Origin of the sequence: uncultured Oscillibacter sp. (assembly GCF_910587525.1) — a bacterium.
GTDB lineage: Bacteria > Bacillota > Clostridia > Oscillospirales > Oscillospiraceae > Oscillibacter.
The window spans coordinates 1-16,069 of record NZ_CAJULS010000045.1 but is presented as its reverse complement, the minus strand read 5'-3'; the positions used below and the strand labels follow the sequence as shown (position 1 = coordinate 16,069).

Annotated in this window: 15 protein-coding genes and 1 pseudogene; 13 read left to right on the top strand and 3 right to left on the bottom strand. The window is 57.8% G+C overall.

Translation table 11 applies throughout. The annotated features are described in order from the left end of the window. A pseudogene (locus tag QZ326_RS05965) lies at positions 1 to 437 on the top strand (IS5 family transposase); the annotation flags it as partial. A gap of 209 nt (positions 438 to 646) precedes the next feature. On the opposite strand, the gene QZ326_RS05960 reads toward QZ326_RS05965, so the two are convergent. Further along, the gene (locus tag QZ326_RS05960; protein ID WP_295742563.1) at positions 647 to 2,221 is read right to left on the bottom strand and encodes a helix-turn-helix domain-containing protein; all 1,575 of its coding nucleotides are present in this window, start codon (positions 2,219 to 2,221) and stop codon (positions 647 to 649) included. Positions 2,222 to 2,470: 249 nt separating this feature from the next. Between QZ326_RS05960 and pyrH the strand changes: the two genes are divergently transcribed. The 12 genes from pyrH to QZ326_RS05900 all read left to right on the top strand — a co-directional run bounded on the left by pyrH (position 2,471) and on the right by QZ326_RS05900 (position 14,296). Beyond that, on the top strand, positions 2,471 to 3,187 hold the full coding sequence (gene pyrH, locus QZ326_RS05955; protein WP_295742560.1) for a UMP kinase: 717 nt from the start codon (positions 2,471 to 2,473) through the stop codon (positions 3,185 to 3,187). A gap of 49 nt (positions 3,188 to 3,236) precedes the next feature. Next, positions 3,237 to 3,794: a ribosome recycling factor gene (frr, locus tag QZ326_RS05950; protein WP_295742557.1), complete on the top strand. Its 558-nt coding sequence runs from the start codon at positions 3,237 to 3,239 to the stop codon at positions 3,792 to 3,794. After that, entirely contained in the window at positions 3,794 to 4,534 is a 741-nt protein-coding gene (gene uppS / locus QZ326_RS05945; protein ID WP_295742555.1) for a polyprenyl diphosphate synthase, read from the top strand. Before frr ends, uppS begins: the two co-directional genes overlap by 1 nt. Before the next feature lie 104 nt (positions 4,535 to 4,638). Further along, a complete protein-coding gene (locus tag QZ326_RS05940; RefSeq protein WP_295742553.1) occupies positions 4,639 to 5,460 on the top strand; it encodes a phosphatidate cytidylyltransferase in 822 nt (273 codons plus the stop codon). Between the two features lie 10 nt (positions 5,461 to 5,470). After that, a complete protein-coding gene (locus tag QZ326_RS05935) occupies positions 5,471 to 6,622 on the top strand; it encodes a 1-deoxy-D-xylulose-5-phosphate reductoisomerase (protein WP_295742550.1) in 1,152 nt (383 codons plus the stop codon). Then, complete coding sequence (locus QZ326_RS05930; RefSeq protein WP_295742547.1) at positions 6,619 to 7,683, top strand: RIP metalloprotease; 1,065 nt, start codon at positions 6,619 to 6,621, stop codon at positions 7,681 to 7,683. The genes QZ326_RS05935 and QZ326_RS05930 overlap by 4 nt, the downstream gene beginning before the upstream one ends. A gap of 11 nt (positions 7,684 to 7,694) precedes the next feature. After that, complete coding sequence (locus tag QZ326_RS05925; RefSeq protein ID WP_295742544.1) at positions 7,695 to 8,207, top strand: GNAT family N-acetyltransferase; 513 nt, start codon at positions 7,695 to 7,697, stop codon at positions 8,205 to 8,207. Between the two features lie 2 nt (positions 8,208 to 8,209). Then, positions 8,210 to 9,247 carry a flavodoxin-dependent (E)-4-hydroxy-3-methylbut-2-enyl-diphosphate synthase gene (gene ispG / locus QZ326_RS05920; protein ID WP_295742541.1) on the top strand — a complete coding sequence of 346 codons (1,038 nt, stop codon included), beginning with the start codon at positions 8,210 to 8,212 and terminating at the stop codon, positions 9,245 to 9,247. A gap of 22 nt (positions 9,248 to 9,269) precedes the next feature. Beyond that, positions 9,270 to 9,440, top strand: coding sequence for a hypothetical protein (locus QZ326_RS05915; protein WP_295742538.1), 171 nt, complete (start codon positions 9,270 to 9,272; stop codon positions 9,438 to 9,440). Between the two features lie 30 nt (positions 9,441 to 9,470). Next, entirely contained in the window at positions 9,471 to 9,674 is a 204-nt protein-coding gene (locus tag QZ326_RS05910) for a hypothetical protein (protein ID WP_295742535.1), read from the top strand. A 9-nt stretch (positions 9,675 to 9,683) separates the two neighbouring features. Continuing rightward, a complete protein-coding gene (locus tag QZ326_RS05905) occupies positions 9,684 to 13,679 on the top strand; it encodes a PolC-type DNA polymerase III (RefSeq protein WP_295742532.1) in 3,996 nt (1,331 codons plus the stop codon). A gap of 104 nt (positions 13,680 to 13,783) precedes the next feature. Beyond that, entirely contained in the window at positions 13,784 to 14,296 is a 513-nt protein-coding gene (locus QZ326_RS05900) for a ferritin (protein WP_295742529.1), read from the top strand. A gap of 55 nt (positions 14,297 to 14,351) precedes the next feature. On the opposite strand, the gene QZ326_RS05895 is transcribed toward QZ326_RS05900, so the two are convergent. Both QZ326_RS05895 and QZ326_RS05890 read right to left on the bottom strand, forming a co-directional pair. After that, a complete protein-coding gene (locus QZ326_RS05895; RefSeq protein WP_295742526.1) occupies positions 14,352 to 14,747 on the bottom strand; it encodes a thioesterase family protein in 396 nt (131 codons plus the stop codon). Positions 14,748 to 14,807: 60 nt separating this feature from the next. Beyond that, positions 14,808 to 16,069: PotD/PotF family extracellular solute-binding protein (locus tag QZ326_RS05890; protein WP_295742523.1), on the bottom strand; the 1,262-nt coding region annotated here is incomplete at its 5' end.

Below are 16,069 nucleotides of genomic sequence, written 5' to 3'. Positions count from 1 at the left end.
TGGCGCTCGAGGTGGAAATCAGGCAATGGGCCGTACAAAAGGGGGCTCAACTCCAGGATACATCTGGCCGTGGATGCGCATGGTATGCCGGTGCGGTTCTTTGTCACTTCTGGTACCACAGCGGATTACACAATTGCAGCACAGTTGATCGAGGGATTCCAAGCGGAATATCTTCTGGCAGATCGGGGCTATGATACAGACGCAATCATTCTCAAAGCTGCTGACAAGGGGATGACGCTGGTTATCCCCCGAAGAAAAAACGCAAAGAATTACGTGAATACGGCGAATATCTTTATAAGCTTCGTCATCTCATTGAGAACGCTTTTCTTCTTCTCAAACGGTGGCGCGGCATTGCTGCGCGCTACGCCAAAAATGCCGCTTCCTTCGCCGCTGCTGTCCAAATTCGTTGTATTGCTATTGGGCTCCTTCTTTATTGACGACACTATCTAATACTTTATCAGTTGTCCAGCCCTCTTATAGTAATAAAATTATAACATGGTCGCCGCGAACCAGTCAAGCCATGCAGGTGCGGATGAAATTCAAAAATAAGGCACTGCCGTCCGGTTTGTATTCAGGCGGTAGTGCCGGGCTTTTCGCAAGTGCCGGTGCAAACCTCATGACATTGGCCGGAAGGCGGGGCATTTTTCTATGGCAGTTCTGATGGAGAATGGGGAAGACCGCCGAAGCCGTCCCGTTCTGCCGCTTCCAGATACAGTAGCATCAGGCGGCACCAGCCCGATTCCTCCGGAGTAAACATTCCGCTGGAGAGTGTGGTATTCAGAGTTTCACGGGCGGCGGCCAGCTCCTGAGGATACCAGACACCGTCAAAGGCCGCGCCAAGGACAGAATGGAACCGCCAATCCTCCTCACTGTCCAAGTCATGGGTGAGATTGCGGATGAAGCTGACGGGATCATAGAAAAAGACGCGGGAGAGCAGGCCGTCGTAAGATTCCGCATAGGCACCGTCGATTCCTTTTGCCACAGAGCCTGCTTGGATCCAGAAGATTTCAGATTCGGTATAGGTGTCCTGCCGTTGCAGCCAGTCCATCAGGGCAAAGATGCTGTCCGACGGATACTCCGCCGTACCCATCTGCCCAAACTCTGTCCAGTCCGTATCCGGCAGCAGGGTGAAGATGTCCCGGCGGTAGGCGTATCGCTCCTCGGTGGTGAGGTTGTTGTTGGTCACCAGCTGGTTGAAGGCGATGTAGACCCGCCGGGTGTCGCTGACCTCCTCTTGTTCCGGCTCCTCTCGGAGAGAGAAGTCCGGTTCGCCGTTTTTCATGGGGAAGCGGTAGATGTTGTCCGAATTGTCCGGCGTATAGTAGTCGCCCAGGTCATACATTCTCTCCATACGGATGCCGGATACGTTCCCTCGTTCCACAAAGAAGAAAATTGTGGAGTATCCGTCCGCGAAGGCCGACCAGGCGTAGAAGCAGTCATGAGGAACCAAAGTATAGCCCTCCTCTTTCAGGCAGTATACCAGTTCGTCGCCGTAAGCGGCCAGCAGGTCCGCCTCGCTGCTTCCGGAGGTAATGCCGCGGGGAGTTGCGTATCCGGGCACAATGGTGGAGAGGGCGTCGATGTTTTCCCATTTCCGTGTCGCCCCCTCCGGCTCCGGAGTATCTTCAATGCAGCTGTATTCAATAAAGACAGCTCCGCAGTCCGCCCGGTGGGCAGTCATGCTGCCAAAGTCCGTGTCCAGGACCTCCTCCGGTGCGGTCAGCTCCAGAGAGGTGCCGAAGGGGAAGAAATCCTCCTGCGTACCCAGCTCCAAAAACTCCTCGTCCCCATTGCTGCCGGTCCAGATCAGGGCAAAATCCGTGGCTGGGACAGGGCTGGGCACAGCCATCCCAGTGGAAACCGCATCTTTCGGCGGCGGGGCGGCGGAAGGGGACGTATCCGGCTGGAAATTGCTCCATAAAATTGATCCAGCGGAAAACAGGACCAGTGTCAGCAGGACGATGAGAATGGGGAAGAGGAACAGACGCAGATTTTCCCGGGATGGTTTTTCCTCTTTCGGCTGTTCCGGCGTCTCCGTCAGTTCCGCAACGGACACGCCAAACTCTTTGGCCAGGGCGATGAGATTTGTCATGTCCGGCGTGGCGGCATTGGTCTCCCACTTGCTCACCGCCTGGCGGCTGACACCCAGCCGTGCCCCCAGCTCCTCCTGAGACACGCCCAGGGACCTGCGGTATTGACCGATCCTCTCGCCTAAGCTCATAAAACGCCGCCTCCTTTTCCCTCTCAGGATACCATATTTCCCGGGAAAAGGCTACCACCCGGGTGTCAAATATCGGTTGCAGGCCGCAAATTTGGGAAACTGTTTCCGGAAAGAGCTGTGCGGCGAAGTGTGGTGCAAGACGATTTATTTGTAAAATCTTTGTCTACCCCCTATGCAAAAGCGGAAAAATAAGTTAAAATAGACAAAATCACTTCTGCACCACAACAACAGAAAAATGGAGGGCTCACTATGGCAAAACCTGTTTACCGGCGCGTCCTGTTGAAGATCAGCGGCGAGGCTCTGGCTGGCGGCAAGGGCACGGGCCTGGATTTTGAGATGATCGGCAGCGTGTGCGACACCATCAAAGAGTGTCTGGACATGGGCGTCCAGGTTGGTTTGGTGGTGGGCGGCGGCAACTTCTGGCGGGGCGCCAAGAACAGCGGCGGCAGGATGGAGCGTACCCGGGCCGACCATATGGGGATGCTGGCCACCGTCATGAACTGTTTGGCCGTGGCGGATGTCTGCGAACAGAAGGGCATTCCCGTCCGGGTACAGACCGCTATTGAGATGCGCTCCATCGCAGAGCCCTACATCCGCTCCCGGGCCATCCGGCACCTGGAGAAGGGAAGGGTAGTTATCTTCGGCGCGGGCACCGGCAATCCCTATTTCTCCACGGACACCGCCGCCGTGCTGCGGGCCGCCGAGATTGAAGCCGACGTGATTCTGCTGGCCAAGAACGTGGACGGCGTATACAGCGCCGACCCGGTAAAGGACCCCGCCGCCGTGAAGTACGATACTATCAGCTACGATGACGTGCTGGCCCAGCATCTGATGGTGATGGATACCACCGCCACGTCCCTCTCCATGGACAACCACATCCCTGTGCTGCTCTTTGCCCTCAAGGACCCGCGGAATATCATTCGGGCTTTGTGCGGTGAGAAGGTGGGCACCATCGTCAAAGAATAACCGCGGACGTGTTTCACGATATATTTACATTGAAAGGAAGGACCCCATCATGTTGAAAGACGAGTATAAAGTTTACGAGGAGAAAATGAAGAAGAGCATCGACTCCGTAGCCGCCGACTTCGCCTCCGTGCGGGCGGGCCGGGCCAATGCCGCGGTGCTGGACCGTATCATGGTGGACTACTACGGCACTCCCACCCCCATTCAGCAGATTGCGGCCATCGCCTCTCCCGATCCCCGTTCTCTGGTTATCACTCCCTGGGACGGCTCTGCTTTGAAGGCCATTGAAAAGGCCATTCAGAACTCCGATTTGGGCATCAATCCTCAGAACGACGGGAAGGCCATCCGTCTGGCCTTCCCCCAGCTGACAGAGGAGCGACGCAAGGAGCTGGTGAAGCAGATCCGCAAATACGCCGAGAGCGGCAAGGTGGCGGTGCGGAACATCCGCCGGGACGCCATGGACAATTTCAAAAAGCAGGAGAAGAAGTCCGAGATCACCGAAGATGAGCTGAAGCTGGTAGAGAAGGACCTCCAGAAGCTCACCGATGACAGTTGCAAGACCTTGGATGACCTGCTGGCGAAAAAAGAGAAGGAATTGATGGCGGTCTGATGGCGAATCAAAATAACGATACGGGGCGGCTTGCGCCGCCCCGCCATGTTGCCATCATCATGGACGGCAACGGCCGTTGGGCCGCAAAGCGGGGGCTGCCCCGCACTGCCGGCCACAAGGCTGGAGCGGAGACCTTCCGCCGCATCGCCACCTACTGCAAGAATATTGGCGTGAAGTATCTGACGGTCTACGCCTTTTCCACAGAGAACTGGAAGCGGTCCGAGACAGAGGTCTCCGCCATCATGGCACTGCTGAAAAAGTACCTGGAGGAGGCCGTGGACACCATGGAGCGGGACCATATCCGGCTCCACTTCTTCGGGGACATGACGCCCATCGCCCCGGAGCTTCGGGCCCTGGCCAAGGAGACGGACGGGATTACGGAGCATCTCTCCAGGGATGACTTCCAGGCAAACGTCTGCCTGAATTACGGCGGGCGGGATGAGATCCTGCGGGCGGCGCGGCGGTTTGCCGCTGACTGCGCGGCGGGGGAGCGGAGGCCGGAGGAGCTGGACGAGGCTCTGTTCTCCGGCTATCTGGACTCCGCCGGGATTCCGGACCCGGAGCTGATTATCCGCCCCAGCGGGGAGCTGCGGCTGAGCAACTTTTTGCTGTGGCAGTGCGCCTATTCGGAGTTCTACTACACGGACACCCTCTGGCCGGACTTCGACGAGGCGGAGTTGGACCGGGCTATTGCGGCGTTTCAGAGCAGAGACCGCCGGTTTGGCGGGGTAAAGAAGTAAAAAGTTTTGGTCCAGCTTTTTCAAAAGCTGGCGGGGTGCGGGGGCGGAGCCCCTGCGGGTGCCGCAAAGCGAACCGCGCGGCACATTAAAGGATGTGACCATTCATGAAATCAAGAATCCTGGTAGCCGTTTTAGGCGTTCCAGTGCTGATTTACGTGGTGCTCTGGGCGCCAAGTATTGTGATGATGACCGCCCTGTGCCTTCTGGCGGGGGTTGGCAGTATGGAGTTGCAGCAATGCGTCAGCGGCGTAAAGCGGAGCCGGCTGGTGAGCCTAAGCGCAATTGTTTCGATATTTACAGTAGAGTGGTATTATGACCGGCCAGAGGTAGTTGCGCTGCTGTTTCTTCTGGAAGGCGTGATTATCTTTTGCGATGCTATTTTTAAAGGCGGGAAGATAAAGTTTCAACAGATCATGGCGGCGCTTTTTGGAAGTATTGCCATCGGCTGGTCCTTCTCCGCCTTCCTCCGGCTGGAGGCCTCCGGCGTTCACCGGGCTTATCTGCTCCTACCCTTTCTCCTCAGCTTCTCCTGCGACACCTTCGCCTATTTCGCCGGCCTCACCCTGGGCAGACACAAGCTGGCCCCCAAGGTCAGCCCTAAGAAAACCGTGGAGGGCTCCATCGGCGGTCTTGCGGGCAACGTGGTCTGCGGCCTGCTCTTTGCTTACGTCATGGACCGTTGGTTCGGCGCCTCCATCGCCGCTGTCCCCATGGTTCTGCTGTCTCTGATCTGCGGCGTGGTGGCCCAGATCGGTGATTTGAGCTTTTCCCTCATCAAGCGGGAGTTCGGCGTCAAGGATTATGGGCATATCTTCCTGGAACATGGCGGTGTGCTGGACCGTTTTGACAGCGTGCTGTTTGTGGCTCCGGTGGTGGAAATCATCTTAACACTTTTTCCAACCGCTTTTTTGGGGTTGTTGAAGTAGGACAAGAAATATGACGAATACAATATCAATATTGGGGTCCACTGGCTCCATTGGCCGCCAGACCCTGGATGTGGCGGAACAGCTGGGTCTTTGTGTAGCGGCGCTCACCGCAAACAGCAGCGTAGACCGCTTAGAGGCGCAGGTCCGGAAGTTCCATCCCCGTCTGGCGGTGATGACTGAAGAGGCAGCGGCCCGGGATTTGGCGGTCCGGCTAAAGGACACGGATACCAGGGTGCTGGGCGGATTCGCCGCCCTGGAGGAGGCGGCCGCGCTGCCTGAGGCGGACACGGTGGTTACCGCAGTGGTGGGTATGGTGGGGCTGAGGCCCACGCTTGCCGCCATTGGAGAGAAAAAGCGGATTGCCTTGGCCAACAAAGAGACTCTGGTCTGTGCCGGAGAGCTGGTGATGGATGCGGCGGAGAAAACCGGCGCGGAGATCATTCCCGTAGACTCGGAGCACTCCGCCATCTTCCAATGCCTCCAGGGCTGTGCCAGCCGGCAGGAGATCAAGCGGCTGATTCTAACCTGCTCCGGCGGTCCCTTTTACGGCATGAACACGGTGGAAGCGGGCAGGATGACAAAGGCAGACGCTCTGAAACATCCAAACTGGACCATGGGCCCCAAGATCACTGTGGACTGCGCTACGCTGATGAACAAAGGGCTGGAGGTCATCGAGGCCATGCGGCTCTACCGCCTGCCTTTGGAGCAGGTGGACGTGGTGGTCCACCGACAGTCCATTGTCCACTCTCTGGTGGAGTTTCGGGACGGGGCTGTGCTGGCTCAGCTGGGGACGCCGGATATGCGCCTGCCCATCCGGTACGCCATGACATACCCGGAGCGGGGTGAGAATCCGGCGGATCCGTTGGACCTGCTGTCTTGCCCGCCGCTGACTTTTGCACCGCCGGACCGGGAGGTGTTTCCCTGCCTGGCGCTGGCGGAGGAGGCAGCTGTCCGGGGCGGCACGGCCTGTGCCGTGCTGAACGGTGCCAATGAGGAGGCGGTCCGGCTGTTTTTGGCGGACCGGATTGGGTTTTACGACATTTTCCATTTGACGAAAAAGGCTATAGCGGCCCTTCCGGCAGTGGAGAAGCCCACGTTGGAAGAGATTTTGGAGGCGGACCAGGCGGCCCGTGAGATCGTGAGCAAGGAGCATTTTTCATGAAGCTGATCTATATCCTGGCGGCAGTTTTGATTTTTGGAATTCTGGTGGCGGTTCATGAGCTGGGGCACTTCCTGGCGGCAAAACTCTGCGGTGTGCGGGTCAATGAGTTTTCCATCGGCATGGGACCCAATGTGTGGAGCCGCAAGCGGGGGGAGACCCAGTATTCCTTCCGGGCCCTGCCCATCGGCGGCTTTTGTGCCATGGAGGGGGAGGACGAGGACACCGGAGACGAGCGGTCCTTTGTCCGCCAGGGCTTTTGGCAAAAACTCCTGATTCTGGTAGCCGGAGCGGGCATGAACTTTTTGACAGGCCTCTTGATTCTGCTGTGTCTGTATGCCGGCGCGGGAGTCTTTTACACTGATCAGATCATGGACTTGGCTCCGGAGTTTCCGCGGCAGGGGGAAGAGGGCCTGATGCCCGGAGATCGGATCTACAAAATCAACGGCTACCGTGCCTATCTGGCCGGAGACTCCAGCATGTTTTTGAGCTATGCCAGGGACGGCGTAGAGATTGAGGTCATCCGGGAGGGAACGCGTCATGTGGTGAGGGATATCCGGCGGCAGACCTATACTGCGCAGGACGGCAGTGCCTACCGGGGCTTTGGTTTGTATATAGGCCGGTACGCCGAAGAGGCCACCTTGGGAAACAAGCTGAAATACACCTGGAATACAGCGCTGGACTTTGTTCAATTGGTGCGGTTCAGCCTGGTGCAGTTATTTACCGGCGGGGCCTCCGTTCAGGACCTCAGCGGCCCAGTGGGCATTGTCTCCGCCATCACCGAGGTGGGGGATCAGGCGGAGACCCAAAAAGATGCCTGGTCACAGATCTTCTATTTTGCCGCGCTGATTGCGGTGAATTTGGCGGTGATGAACATGCTGCCCATCCCGGCGCTGGACGGCGGACGGGTGTTTTTCCTGCTGGTGGATCAGCTGACGCTGCTGCTCTTTAAGAGGAAGGTTCCGGAGCGGTACCAGGCCGCTGTGAACACGGTGGGCTTCGTGGTGTTGATGGGCTTTATGCTGCTGGTGACTTTTCAGGATGTATTTAAGCTGTTTCAATAGGAGAAAAGAATATGAACTTTACACTGCGGCCCTGGCGGATGGAGGATGCCTCCGTCATAGTCCCCTATGCCGATGACCCGCTGGTGGCACAGAACCTGAGAGATGTATTTCCAACCCCCTATACGCTGGCGGATGCGGAAGGTTTTGTCCGCTCCTGCATAGAGCAGGAGGGAGAGGGCCAGCTGTGCCGCGCCATTTTGGTAGACGGCAGGGCTGTTGGCAGTATTGCGCTTTTTCTTGGAGAAGATGTGTACCGCAGGAGTGCGGAGCTGGGCTATTGGCTGGGCCGTCCCTTCTGGCGGCAGGGCATCATGACCGCTGCCGTGAAAGAGATGTGCGGCCTGGGCTTTGAGGTCTGGGATATTGTCCGCATCCATGCGGAACCATATGCCAGGAACGCGGGTTCCCGGGGTGTGCTGGAGAAGGCGGGCTTCACCCTGGAGGGAGTCCTTCAAAACAGTGTCTATAAAAATGGGGAGATTCTGGATTCCTGTATCTACGCCCGGCTGAGGAAGGGAGGATAATCATGACGAAACAGCTGCTGGTGGGCGGCGTTCCTGTGGGCGGCGGCGCACCGGTGACGATCCAATCCATGTGCAATACGAAGACCGATGATGTGGAGACCACTGTGGCTCAGATTCTGGATCTGGAGGCCGCTGGGTGTGAGATCATCCGGGTAGCCATTCCGGACCAGGCGGCAGCAGAGGTAGTGGACAAGCTGAAAGAGCGTATCCATATTCCCCTGGTGGCAGATATCCATTTCAATTATAAGTACGCGATTGCCTGTGCGGAGCGGGGCGTGGACGCTATCCGTATCAACCCCGGCAATATCGGCGGAGAGGAGCGGGTGAAAGTGGTGGCGGACCTGTGCCGCCGGAAATCCATTCCCATTCGCATCGGCGTCAACGGCGGCTCTTTGGAAAAGGAGCTGCGGGCAAAGTACGGTGGTGTCACTGCCGAGGCTCTGGTGGAGAGCGCCATGGGCCACGTACATCTGCTGAACAAATTCGACTTTGACGATATCTGCATCTCCGTCAAGTGCTCCGACGTGCCGCTGACTATGGCGGCCTACCGCCTCTTGAGTGCACGGACGGATTACCCCCTGCACTTGGGGGTTACGGAGGCTGGCACGCCCTCCATGGGGCTGGTGAAGTCCGCCATGGGTATCGGAGGACTGCTCTGCATGGGAATTGGCGACACTATCCGGGTGACATTGACTGCCGACCCGCTGGAGGAGATCTACGCCGCCAAGAAGATCTTAAAGGCAGCGGGCCTTCGGAAGCAGGGGGTGAACCTCATTGCCTGTCCCACCTGCGGCCGCACCCGCATCGACCTCATCCCCATGGCGGAGGAGGTGGAGCGGCGTTTGGCGGACTGTGAAAAGAACATCACTGTGGCGGTGATGGGGTGTGCTGTCAACGGCCCCGGCGAAGCTGCCGCCGCCGATATCGGTATTGCCGGCGGTAAGGGCGCGGGACTTCTGTTCCGAAAAGGGAAAATCCTTTACAAGATGCCGCAGGAGCGGCTTGTGGATGCTCTGATGGAGGAGATCGAGAAACTGTGATTCACAGTGGAGGGAGCGTTTTATGCCGGAGCGGGGAAAGACTGTGCTGCTCTGGGTACTGGTTATTTTTTTGCTGCTCTTTCAGGCTGTATATTTGGAGCGGCAGGGCGAAAATGCCGTGAAATACCTGGGCAGAGTTGGCGTGCTGGCGGCGCTTATCGGCAGTGCCGGCCGTCATTGCCACGGACGTTGACGGATTCAATATGAGTACAGGAGGAATGTTATGAAAGCAGCTCTTTTTGCGTTGGTGCTTGGCGCATTCCTCAATCTCTCGACTTTTGGCGGACAGGTGTGGCCCATTGGCTCGGTGGCTGCAATCGTTATCATGGGTGTGTGGATCAAGTTCTCCATGGACCGGCGTTTTGAGAGACTTGAGGAACAGCTCAAAGACCAGAGCACGGGCCAGAACGATGAGAAGGAAGATTAGTAAAACACTATGTCGAGAAACATCCCATTTTTTGAAATGTTTACGGAGCTGCAGCTTTCCCCGGAGCTGCGGCTGAAACTGGCGGGAGCGGTGCTGAGCGGCGCCGCCATCGACCAGGGGGAGATGTCTATCCGCCTCCAGCTGGCGGTGAAGAGCCAGCTGAGCGAGGAGGATTTGCGGGGGATTCAGGACGCCCTGCGGGCAGTCTACGGCTTCTCTAGGGTGGAGATGGATATCACCTGCAAGGCGCCGGAGGCTCTGCGGCCTTTCCCCGCCCGGGAGGCATCCGTCCCCAGGGCGGGGAAGGGCGGCAGACCTGTTGTGGGCAAGGTGCTGATGGGAAACCCCATCAAGGCAAGGCCCGTGCCCATGAAGGACCTGGATTTGAAGATGAGCAGCGCGGTTGTGACGGGGAAAGTCTTTTCCTTCGAGTGCCGGGAGACCCGGCGGCCGGGTATGTGGCGGCTGAGCTTTGACATGACGGATTACACAAACTCCGTGACGGTGCAGAAAAACCTCACTGCCAAGGAGGCCCAGACTCTGGAGAGCGCCGTCAAGCCCGGTATGTGGCTGTGCGTCCAGGGAAAAATGGAGCCCACCTGGGATGGCAAGGACATTCAGCTGAACCCCTACCACATCAATGTCACTGAGCACCAGCCCCGGCAGGACACTGCTCCAGAGAAGCGTGTGGAGCTGCACCTCCACACTAAAATGAGCAACATGGATGCCTTGACGGATACCAAGGAGGTCATTCAGGCCGCCATCCGCTGGGGACATCCCGCCATTGCCATCACGGACCATGGCGTGGCCCAGTCCTTCCCGGACGCGTGGCACGCCGCTGGGGATAAGATCAAGATTCTCTACGGCGTGGAGGGTTATTTTGTCAACAACCTGGATGACCGGGTGGCGGTCCACGGCTTGCTGGACTGCGGCCTGGATGACGAGATCGTCTGCTTTGACATTGAGACCACCGGCCTTAAGGTGGACCGGGAGGCCATCACAGAGATCGGCGCGGTGGTGCTGAAAAATGGAGAGATTGCGGAGCGGTTTCAGACCTTTGTCAACCCGGGCCGCCGTTTGACGCCGGAGATCATCGGTCTGACGGGCATCACAGACGAGATGCTGAAAGACGCTCCCCAGCCCAAAGAGGCATTGGCGGATTTTCTGAAATTTGTGAATGGCCGCCCTCTGGCGGCCCACAACGCGGAATTCGACATCGGCTTCATCCGGGCTGGGTGCCGGGAGGCGGGGCTGGACTTTCAGCCCACTTACATCGACTCGTTGATTCTGGCCCAGAACCTGTTGCCGGGCCTGGGGAAATACAAGCTGGATATTGTGGCGGAGCATCTGGATCTGCCCGCATTCAACCACCATCGGGCCAGTGACGACGCGGCCACGGTGGGCTATATGCTGATTCCCTTCTGGAAAATGCTCCATGAGAAGGGCGTCCACACCCTGCAGGCGGTGAATGGGGAGATGGAGAAACTACGTCCCCTGGGGGGCAAGTCCAACCGCTTCCCCAAGCACATCATCCTGCTGGCCCGGAACAAGGTGGGGCTGAAGAATCTCTACCAGATGATTTCCGCCTCCAATCTGAAATACTTCAAGCGGGTGCCCATCATCCCCAAGAGCCTGCTGAAAGAGCACCGGGAGGGGATCATCGTGGGCTCCGCCTGCGAGGCGGGAGAGCTGTTCAAGGCCGTGGCGGACCACAAGGACTGGGACGAGCTCAAGCGCATCGCCTCCTTTTACGACTATTTGGAGATCCAGCCCCTGTGCAACAACCAATTTATGCTCCGCAACGGTGACGCCCGCAGCGAGGAGGACCTGCGGAACTTTAACCGCACCATCGTCCGCCTGGGAGAGGAGCTGGGCAAGCCTGTCTGCGCCACAGGGGACGTCCACTTTCTGGAGCCGGAGGACGAGGTGTACCGGCACATCCTGCTGGCGTCCAAGAAGTTTTCGGACGCCAACGAGCCCCTGCCCATCTATTTCAAGACCACGGACGAGATGCTGGAGGAGTTTGCCTATCTGGGGAAGGAGAAGGCCTACGAGGTGGTGGTGGCTAACACCCGGCTGATTGCGGATCAGATCGAGACTTTTGAGCTTTTGCCCAAAGAACTGTTTCCGCCCAGACTGGAAAACTCCGAGGAGGACCTGAACCGCCTGGTTTGGGAGAAGGTTCACCGCCTCTACGGCGAGGACCCGCCAAAGCTCATTGTGGATCGCCTGGATATCGAGCTGGGCGGCATTCTGGGTAAGTACGACGTGGTGTATATGTCCGCCCAGAAATTGGTGCAGCGGTCTCTGGAGAACGGCTATCTGGTGGGTTCCCGGGGATCTGTTGGGTCGTCTCTTGCGGCCTATATGTCCGGCATCACGGAGGTCAACTCCCTGCCGCCCCATTACCGCTGTCCCCAGTGTAAAAACAGCGAGTTTATCGAGGACGGCTCCTACGGCTGCGGCGCGGACATGCCGGACAAGGTCTGCCCGGTGTGCGGCGCCAAGTATGAAAAGGACGGCTTTGATATTCCCTTTGAGACTTTCCTGGGCTTTGGCGGCGGCAAGGTGCCAGACATCGACCTGAATTTCTCCGGCGAGTATCAGTCCCGAGCCCATCGCCACGCCATCGAGATGTTCGGCGAGACCCAGGTGTTTCGGGCGGGGACCATTGGGACGCTGGCGGAGAAGACCGCCTACGGCTTTGTGAAAAAGTATCTGGAGGAGAACGCCATGACGGCGGGCCGGGCAGAGGAAAACCGGCTGACTCTAGGCTGTGTGGGCACCCGCCGCACCACCGGGCAGCATCCCGGCGGTCTGGTGGTGGTCCCGGATGACAAGGACATGGAGGATTTCTGTCCCGTCCAGCACCCGGCGGATGATGACGGCTCCGACACCATCACCACTCACTTTGAATACCACTCCATGGAAGCCAACCTCTTAAAACTGGACATGTTGGGCCACGATGACCCCACTATGGTCCGCATGATGCAGGACCTCACCGGAGTGGACCCACAGAAAATTCCTCTGGACGACCCAGACACCATGTCCATCTTCACCTCCAGCAAGGTGCTGGGCTATGAGAACGACGAGATCCTGGGGCCCACCGGGGCCGTAGCCATCCCGGAGTTCAACACCCGCTTCACCCGGCAGATGTTGGTGGACACCCAGCCGAAGGATTTCAGCACACTGGTGCGCCTGTCCGGATTCTCCCACGGCACCGACGTGTGGCTGGGCAACGCCAAGGACCTGATCCTCAGCGGTACCGCCGGCGTTCTGGATACGGTGGGCTGCCGGGACGATATCATGCTCTACCTCATCAAAATGGGTTTGGACCCCAAGATGAGCTTCAAGATCATGGAATCTGTGCGGAAGGGGAAGGTGAAAAAGGGCGGCTTCGAGCCCGGTTGGGAGGAGGCCATGCGGGAGCATGACGTGCCCGACTGGTACATTGAGTCTCTTGCCAAGATCGGCTATCTGTTTCCCAAGGCCCATGCTGTTGCCTACGTGATGATGGCATTCCGCATCGCCTGGTACAAGGTTCATGAGCCCCTGGCCTTCTACGCCACGTTCTTCTCTGTCCGCGCCAAGGCCTTTGACGCAGAGTACTGCTGTGCCGGAAAGGACGCGGTGAAGCGGAAGATCCGGGAGATCGAGAACAACAAGGACGCCACAGCCGTGGAACAGAACCTGCTGACCACCCTGGAGGTGTGCTACGAGTTCTATCTTCGGGGCTACCATTTCGAAACTATCGACATCTATAAGTCTGACGCCACAAAATTCAAGATTGTGGACGGAGGGCTTCTTCCACCCTTTGTCTCCGTTCACGGTCTGGGCGACGCGGCGGCGGTAGACACGGCGGAGAAGCGGGAAGGGAAGGAGTTTATCTCTATCGAGGAGTTTGCCATGTGCTGCAATAAGCTCTCCAAGACCCACATTGAGCAGCTCAAGGCCCTGGGGGCCTTCGCGGGGATGGCGGAGACCAGCCAGATGACACTGTTCTGATTAGGCCTTGCTTGAAAAAGATCCGATTTTTGTCGCATTTACAATAGATTTTTCTCAGAGACCGGAATATAATCACCTTAAAAAACTGGAAAGGAACATGTAACATGCTGAATGAAAAAGTTGCCGCGCTGCTGAATGATCAAATCAACAAGGAGTTTTATTCTGCCTACCTCTATTTGGATTTCTCCAATTATTTTGAGGCCCGGGGATTGGACGGCTTTGCCAACTGGTATAAGATTCAGGCCCAGGAGGAGCGGGACCATGCCATGCTTTTCTACCAGTATCTTCACAACAACAGCGCCAAAGTGACGTTGGACGCCATTGCCAAGCCCGACAAGGTGATGGACAGCGACATGGCGGTGCTGAAAGCCGGCCTGGAGCACGAGCTGTATGTCACCGGCCTCATCAATGACATCTATGCCGCCGCCTATGAGGTGAAGGACTTCCGTACCATGCAGTTCCTGGACTGGTTCGTGAAAGAGCAGGGTGAGGAGGAGGACAATGCCAACGACCTGATCTCCAAAATGGAGCTCTTTGGATCTGATCCCAAGAGTCTGTACATGCTCAACAGCGAGCTGGCCGGCCGTGTATACAGTGCGCCGTCTCTGACGCTGTGATTTCTGCGTAAAAGAGAACGCCCCTGGAGGACTCCTCCAGGGGCGTTTTTGCGGGTCATTGCTCCAGTTTTTTATTACACTTGTCCAAAAACCGCTGGCTGTTAATGATGGCCCGGGTATGGGTTCCGCCGCCCACGGGACCGCGTTCATCCCATGCGGAGACTTTGAAGTCCACCATCTTTCCGTTTTCCGACACACCGGTGATCTCCGCCTCTGCCCAGACCCTCATACCAATGGGGGTGGGGGCGTCATGGTGAATGTCCAGATGGGTGCCCACGCTGCCCTGGTCCTCTTCCAGAAAGTTCTGGAGGACCGTCAGGGCGGCGTTTTCCATCATGGCGGCCATAAAGGGCGTGCCGAATACCGGCAGGGCTCCGGAGCCCACGGCGGCGGCCGTCAGCTCCTGGGTGACGGTCTGTTCCAATTGGCATTTTGTTCCGATCAGGATCATAGTGGATACCTCCTGAATTAAAATTGGCAATGGCAGGGGAAGGAATGCGCTTTGCTTTAGCTAAATCCCAAGCTCTGTCCAAAGGTCATTGTAAAGTGTACGGATATGGGCAGGGAGGACCAGGTACGCCTCGCAGCGCTCCAGCGTCTCCGCAGGCGCCGCCATGATCCCGTAGATCTCCGGGTCCAGGGGCTCGTCGTACAGCGCCTCATAATAGCCCGGATACTGCTCCAGCGCCTGCTGGTTGGGAGAGGCGTATCCAATGTAGTCCATATTGGCCAGATTGGCCTCAGTGGAGGCGATGAAGTTGATCCATGCCATGGCTTCATCGTAGTGGGGGGCGCTTTTCAGCACGCACATGGCGTCCATGAACCAGTTGGAGCCCTCCTCGGGGACCGCAAAGGCCAAGTCCTCGTTGTTCTCCAGCATGGTGAGGTAATCCCCAGCATAGTAGGCGCCGATGGCGGCGTTGCCGCCCTCCAGTTTCTGGAAAATTTCATCCATGACAAAGGACTGGTATACCCCCCGGCTCTTGGCGTTCTGGAGGAGTTCAAAGGCCTCCCGGAGCTGCCCGGGATCGGTGGTGTTCAGCGAATACCCCAGGTAACACAGAGCCGTGGCCATGGCATCCCGGGAATTCCGGAACATCAGCACGTTTCCGGCGTACTGTTCGTCAAACAGGGCGCTCCAGCTGGTGATGGGCTCCGCCACCATGGCGGTGTTGTAGATGATGCCAACAGTACCCCAGGCGTAGGGGACGGTGTAGCGCTCCTGCGGGTCGTAGGTCAGGCCCCTGAAACGGTCCGAGATCAGGGAGTAGTTGGGGATCTGGCTGTAATCCAGCTCCGAGAGCATATCCTCTTCAATGAGCTGGGAGATCATATAGTCAGAGGGTACGATGACGTCGTAGTCCCCGGCGCCGCTTTTCAGCAGGGAGTATAGGGCCTCGTTGCTCTCGGCAGTCTGGTAGTTCACCAGAATGCCTGTCTCCTCCTCAAATTGGGTGATGAGCTCTTCGTCAATATACTCGCCCCAGCTGCATACGTTTACCACCGGCTGAGCATTGGTGGCGCTGGTGAGAAGGCAAACAGTCACCAGGAAGGCGGCGGCCAGAACGCCGGCTGTGATCCGGCGGAACCATTTTCCCCTGGGGGAGTCCAGGAACCGGGTCAGGCGCTGGAAAACCGGCTTGGGCCGGCGCTCCTGCTGTCCGGTCCGCTCCATGTGGGCCTCCCGGAGATTGACGATGACCAGCAGCAGCAGCACGGTCACAAAGAGCAGGGTGGAGATGGCGTTGATCTCCGGTGTCACCCGTTTTTTCG

What these genes read in the sequence shown, in the direction of transcription:
- QZ326_RS05960 (WP_295742563.1), bottom strand. Translation starts at nt 2,221, where the DNA reads ATGAGCTTAGGCGAGAGGATCGGTCAATACCGCAGGTCCCTGGGCGTG.
- pyrH (WP_295742560.1), top strand. Translation starts at nt 2,471, where the DNA reads ATGGCAAAACCTGTTTACCGGCGCGTCCTGTTGAAGATCAGCGGCGAG.
- frr (WP_295742557.1), top strand. Translation starts at nt 3,237, where the DNA reads ATGTTGAAAGACGAGTATAAAGTTTACGAGGAGAAAATGAAGAAGAGC.
- uppS (WP_295742555.1), top strand. Translation starts at nt 3,794, where the DNA reads ATGGCGAATCAAAATAACGATACGGGGCGGCTTGCGCCGCCCCGCCAT.
- QZ326_RS05940 (WP_295742553.1), top strand. Translation starts at nt 4,639, where the DNA reads ATGAAATCAAGAATCCTGGTAGCCGTTTTAGGCGTTCCAGTGCTGATT.
- QZ326_RS05935 (WP_295742550.1), top strand. Translation starts at nt 5,471, where the DNA reads ATGACGAATACAATATCAATATTGGGGTCCACTGGCTCCATTGGCCGC.
- QZ326_RS05930 (WP_295742547.1), top strand. Translation starts at nt 6,619, where the DNA reads ATGAAGCTGATCTATATCCTGGCGGCAGTTTTGATTTTTGGAATTCTG.
- QZ326_RS05925 (WP_295742544.1), top strand. Translation starts at nt 7,695, where the DNA reads ATGAACTTTACACTGCGGCCCTGGCGGATGGAGGATGCCTCCGTCATA.
- ispG (WP_295742541.1), top strand. Translation starts at nt 8,210, where the DNA reads ATGACGAAACAGCTGCTGGTGGGCGGCGTTCCTGTGGGCGGCGGCGCA.
- QZ326_RS05915 (WP_295742538.1), top strand. Translation starts at nt 9,270, where the DNA reads ATGCCGGAGCGGGGAAAGACTGTGCTGCTCTGGGTACTGGTTATTTTT.
- QZ326_RS05910 (WP_295742535.1), top strand. Translation starts at nt 9,471, where the DNA reads ATGAAAGCAGCTCTTTTTGCGTTGGTGCTTGGCGCATTCCTCAATCTC.
- QZ326_RS05905 (WP_295742532.1), top strand. Translation starts at nt 9,684, where the DNA reads ATGTCGAGAAACATCCCATTTTTTGAAATGTTTACGGAGCTGCAGCTT.
- QZ326_RS05900 (WP_295742529.1), top strand. Translation starts at nt 13,784, where the DNA reads ATGCTGAATGAAAAAGTTGCCGCGCTGCTGAATGATCAAATCAACAAG.
- QZ326_RS05895 (WP_295742526.1), bottom strand. Translation starts at nt 14,747, where the DNA reads ATGATCCTGATCGGAACAAAATGCCAATTGGAACAGACCGTCACCCAG.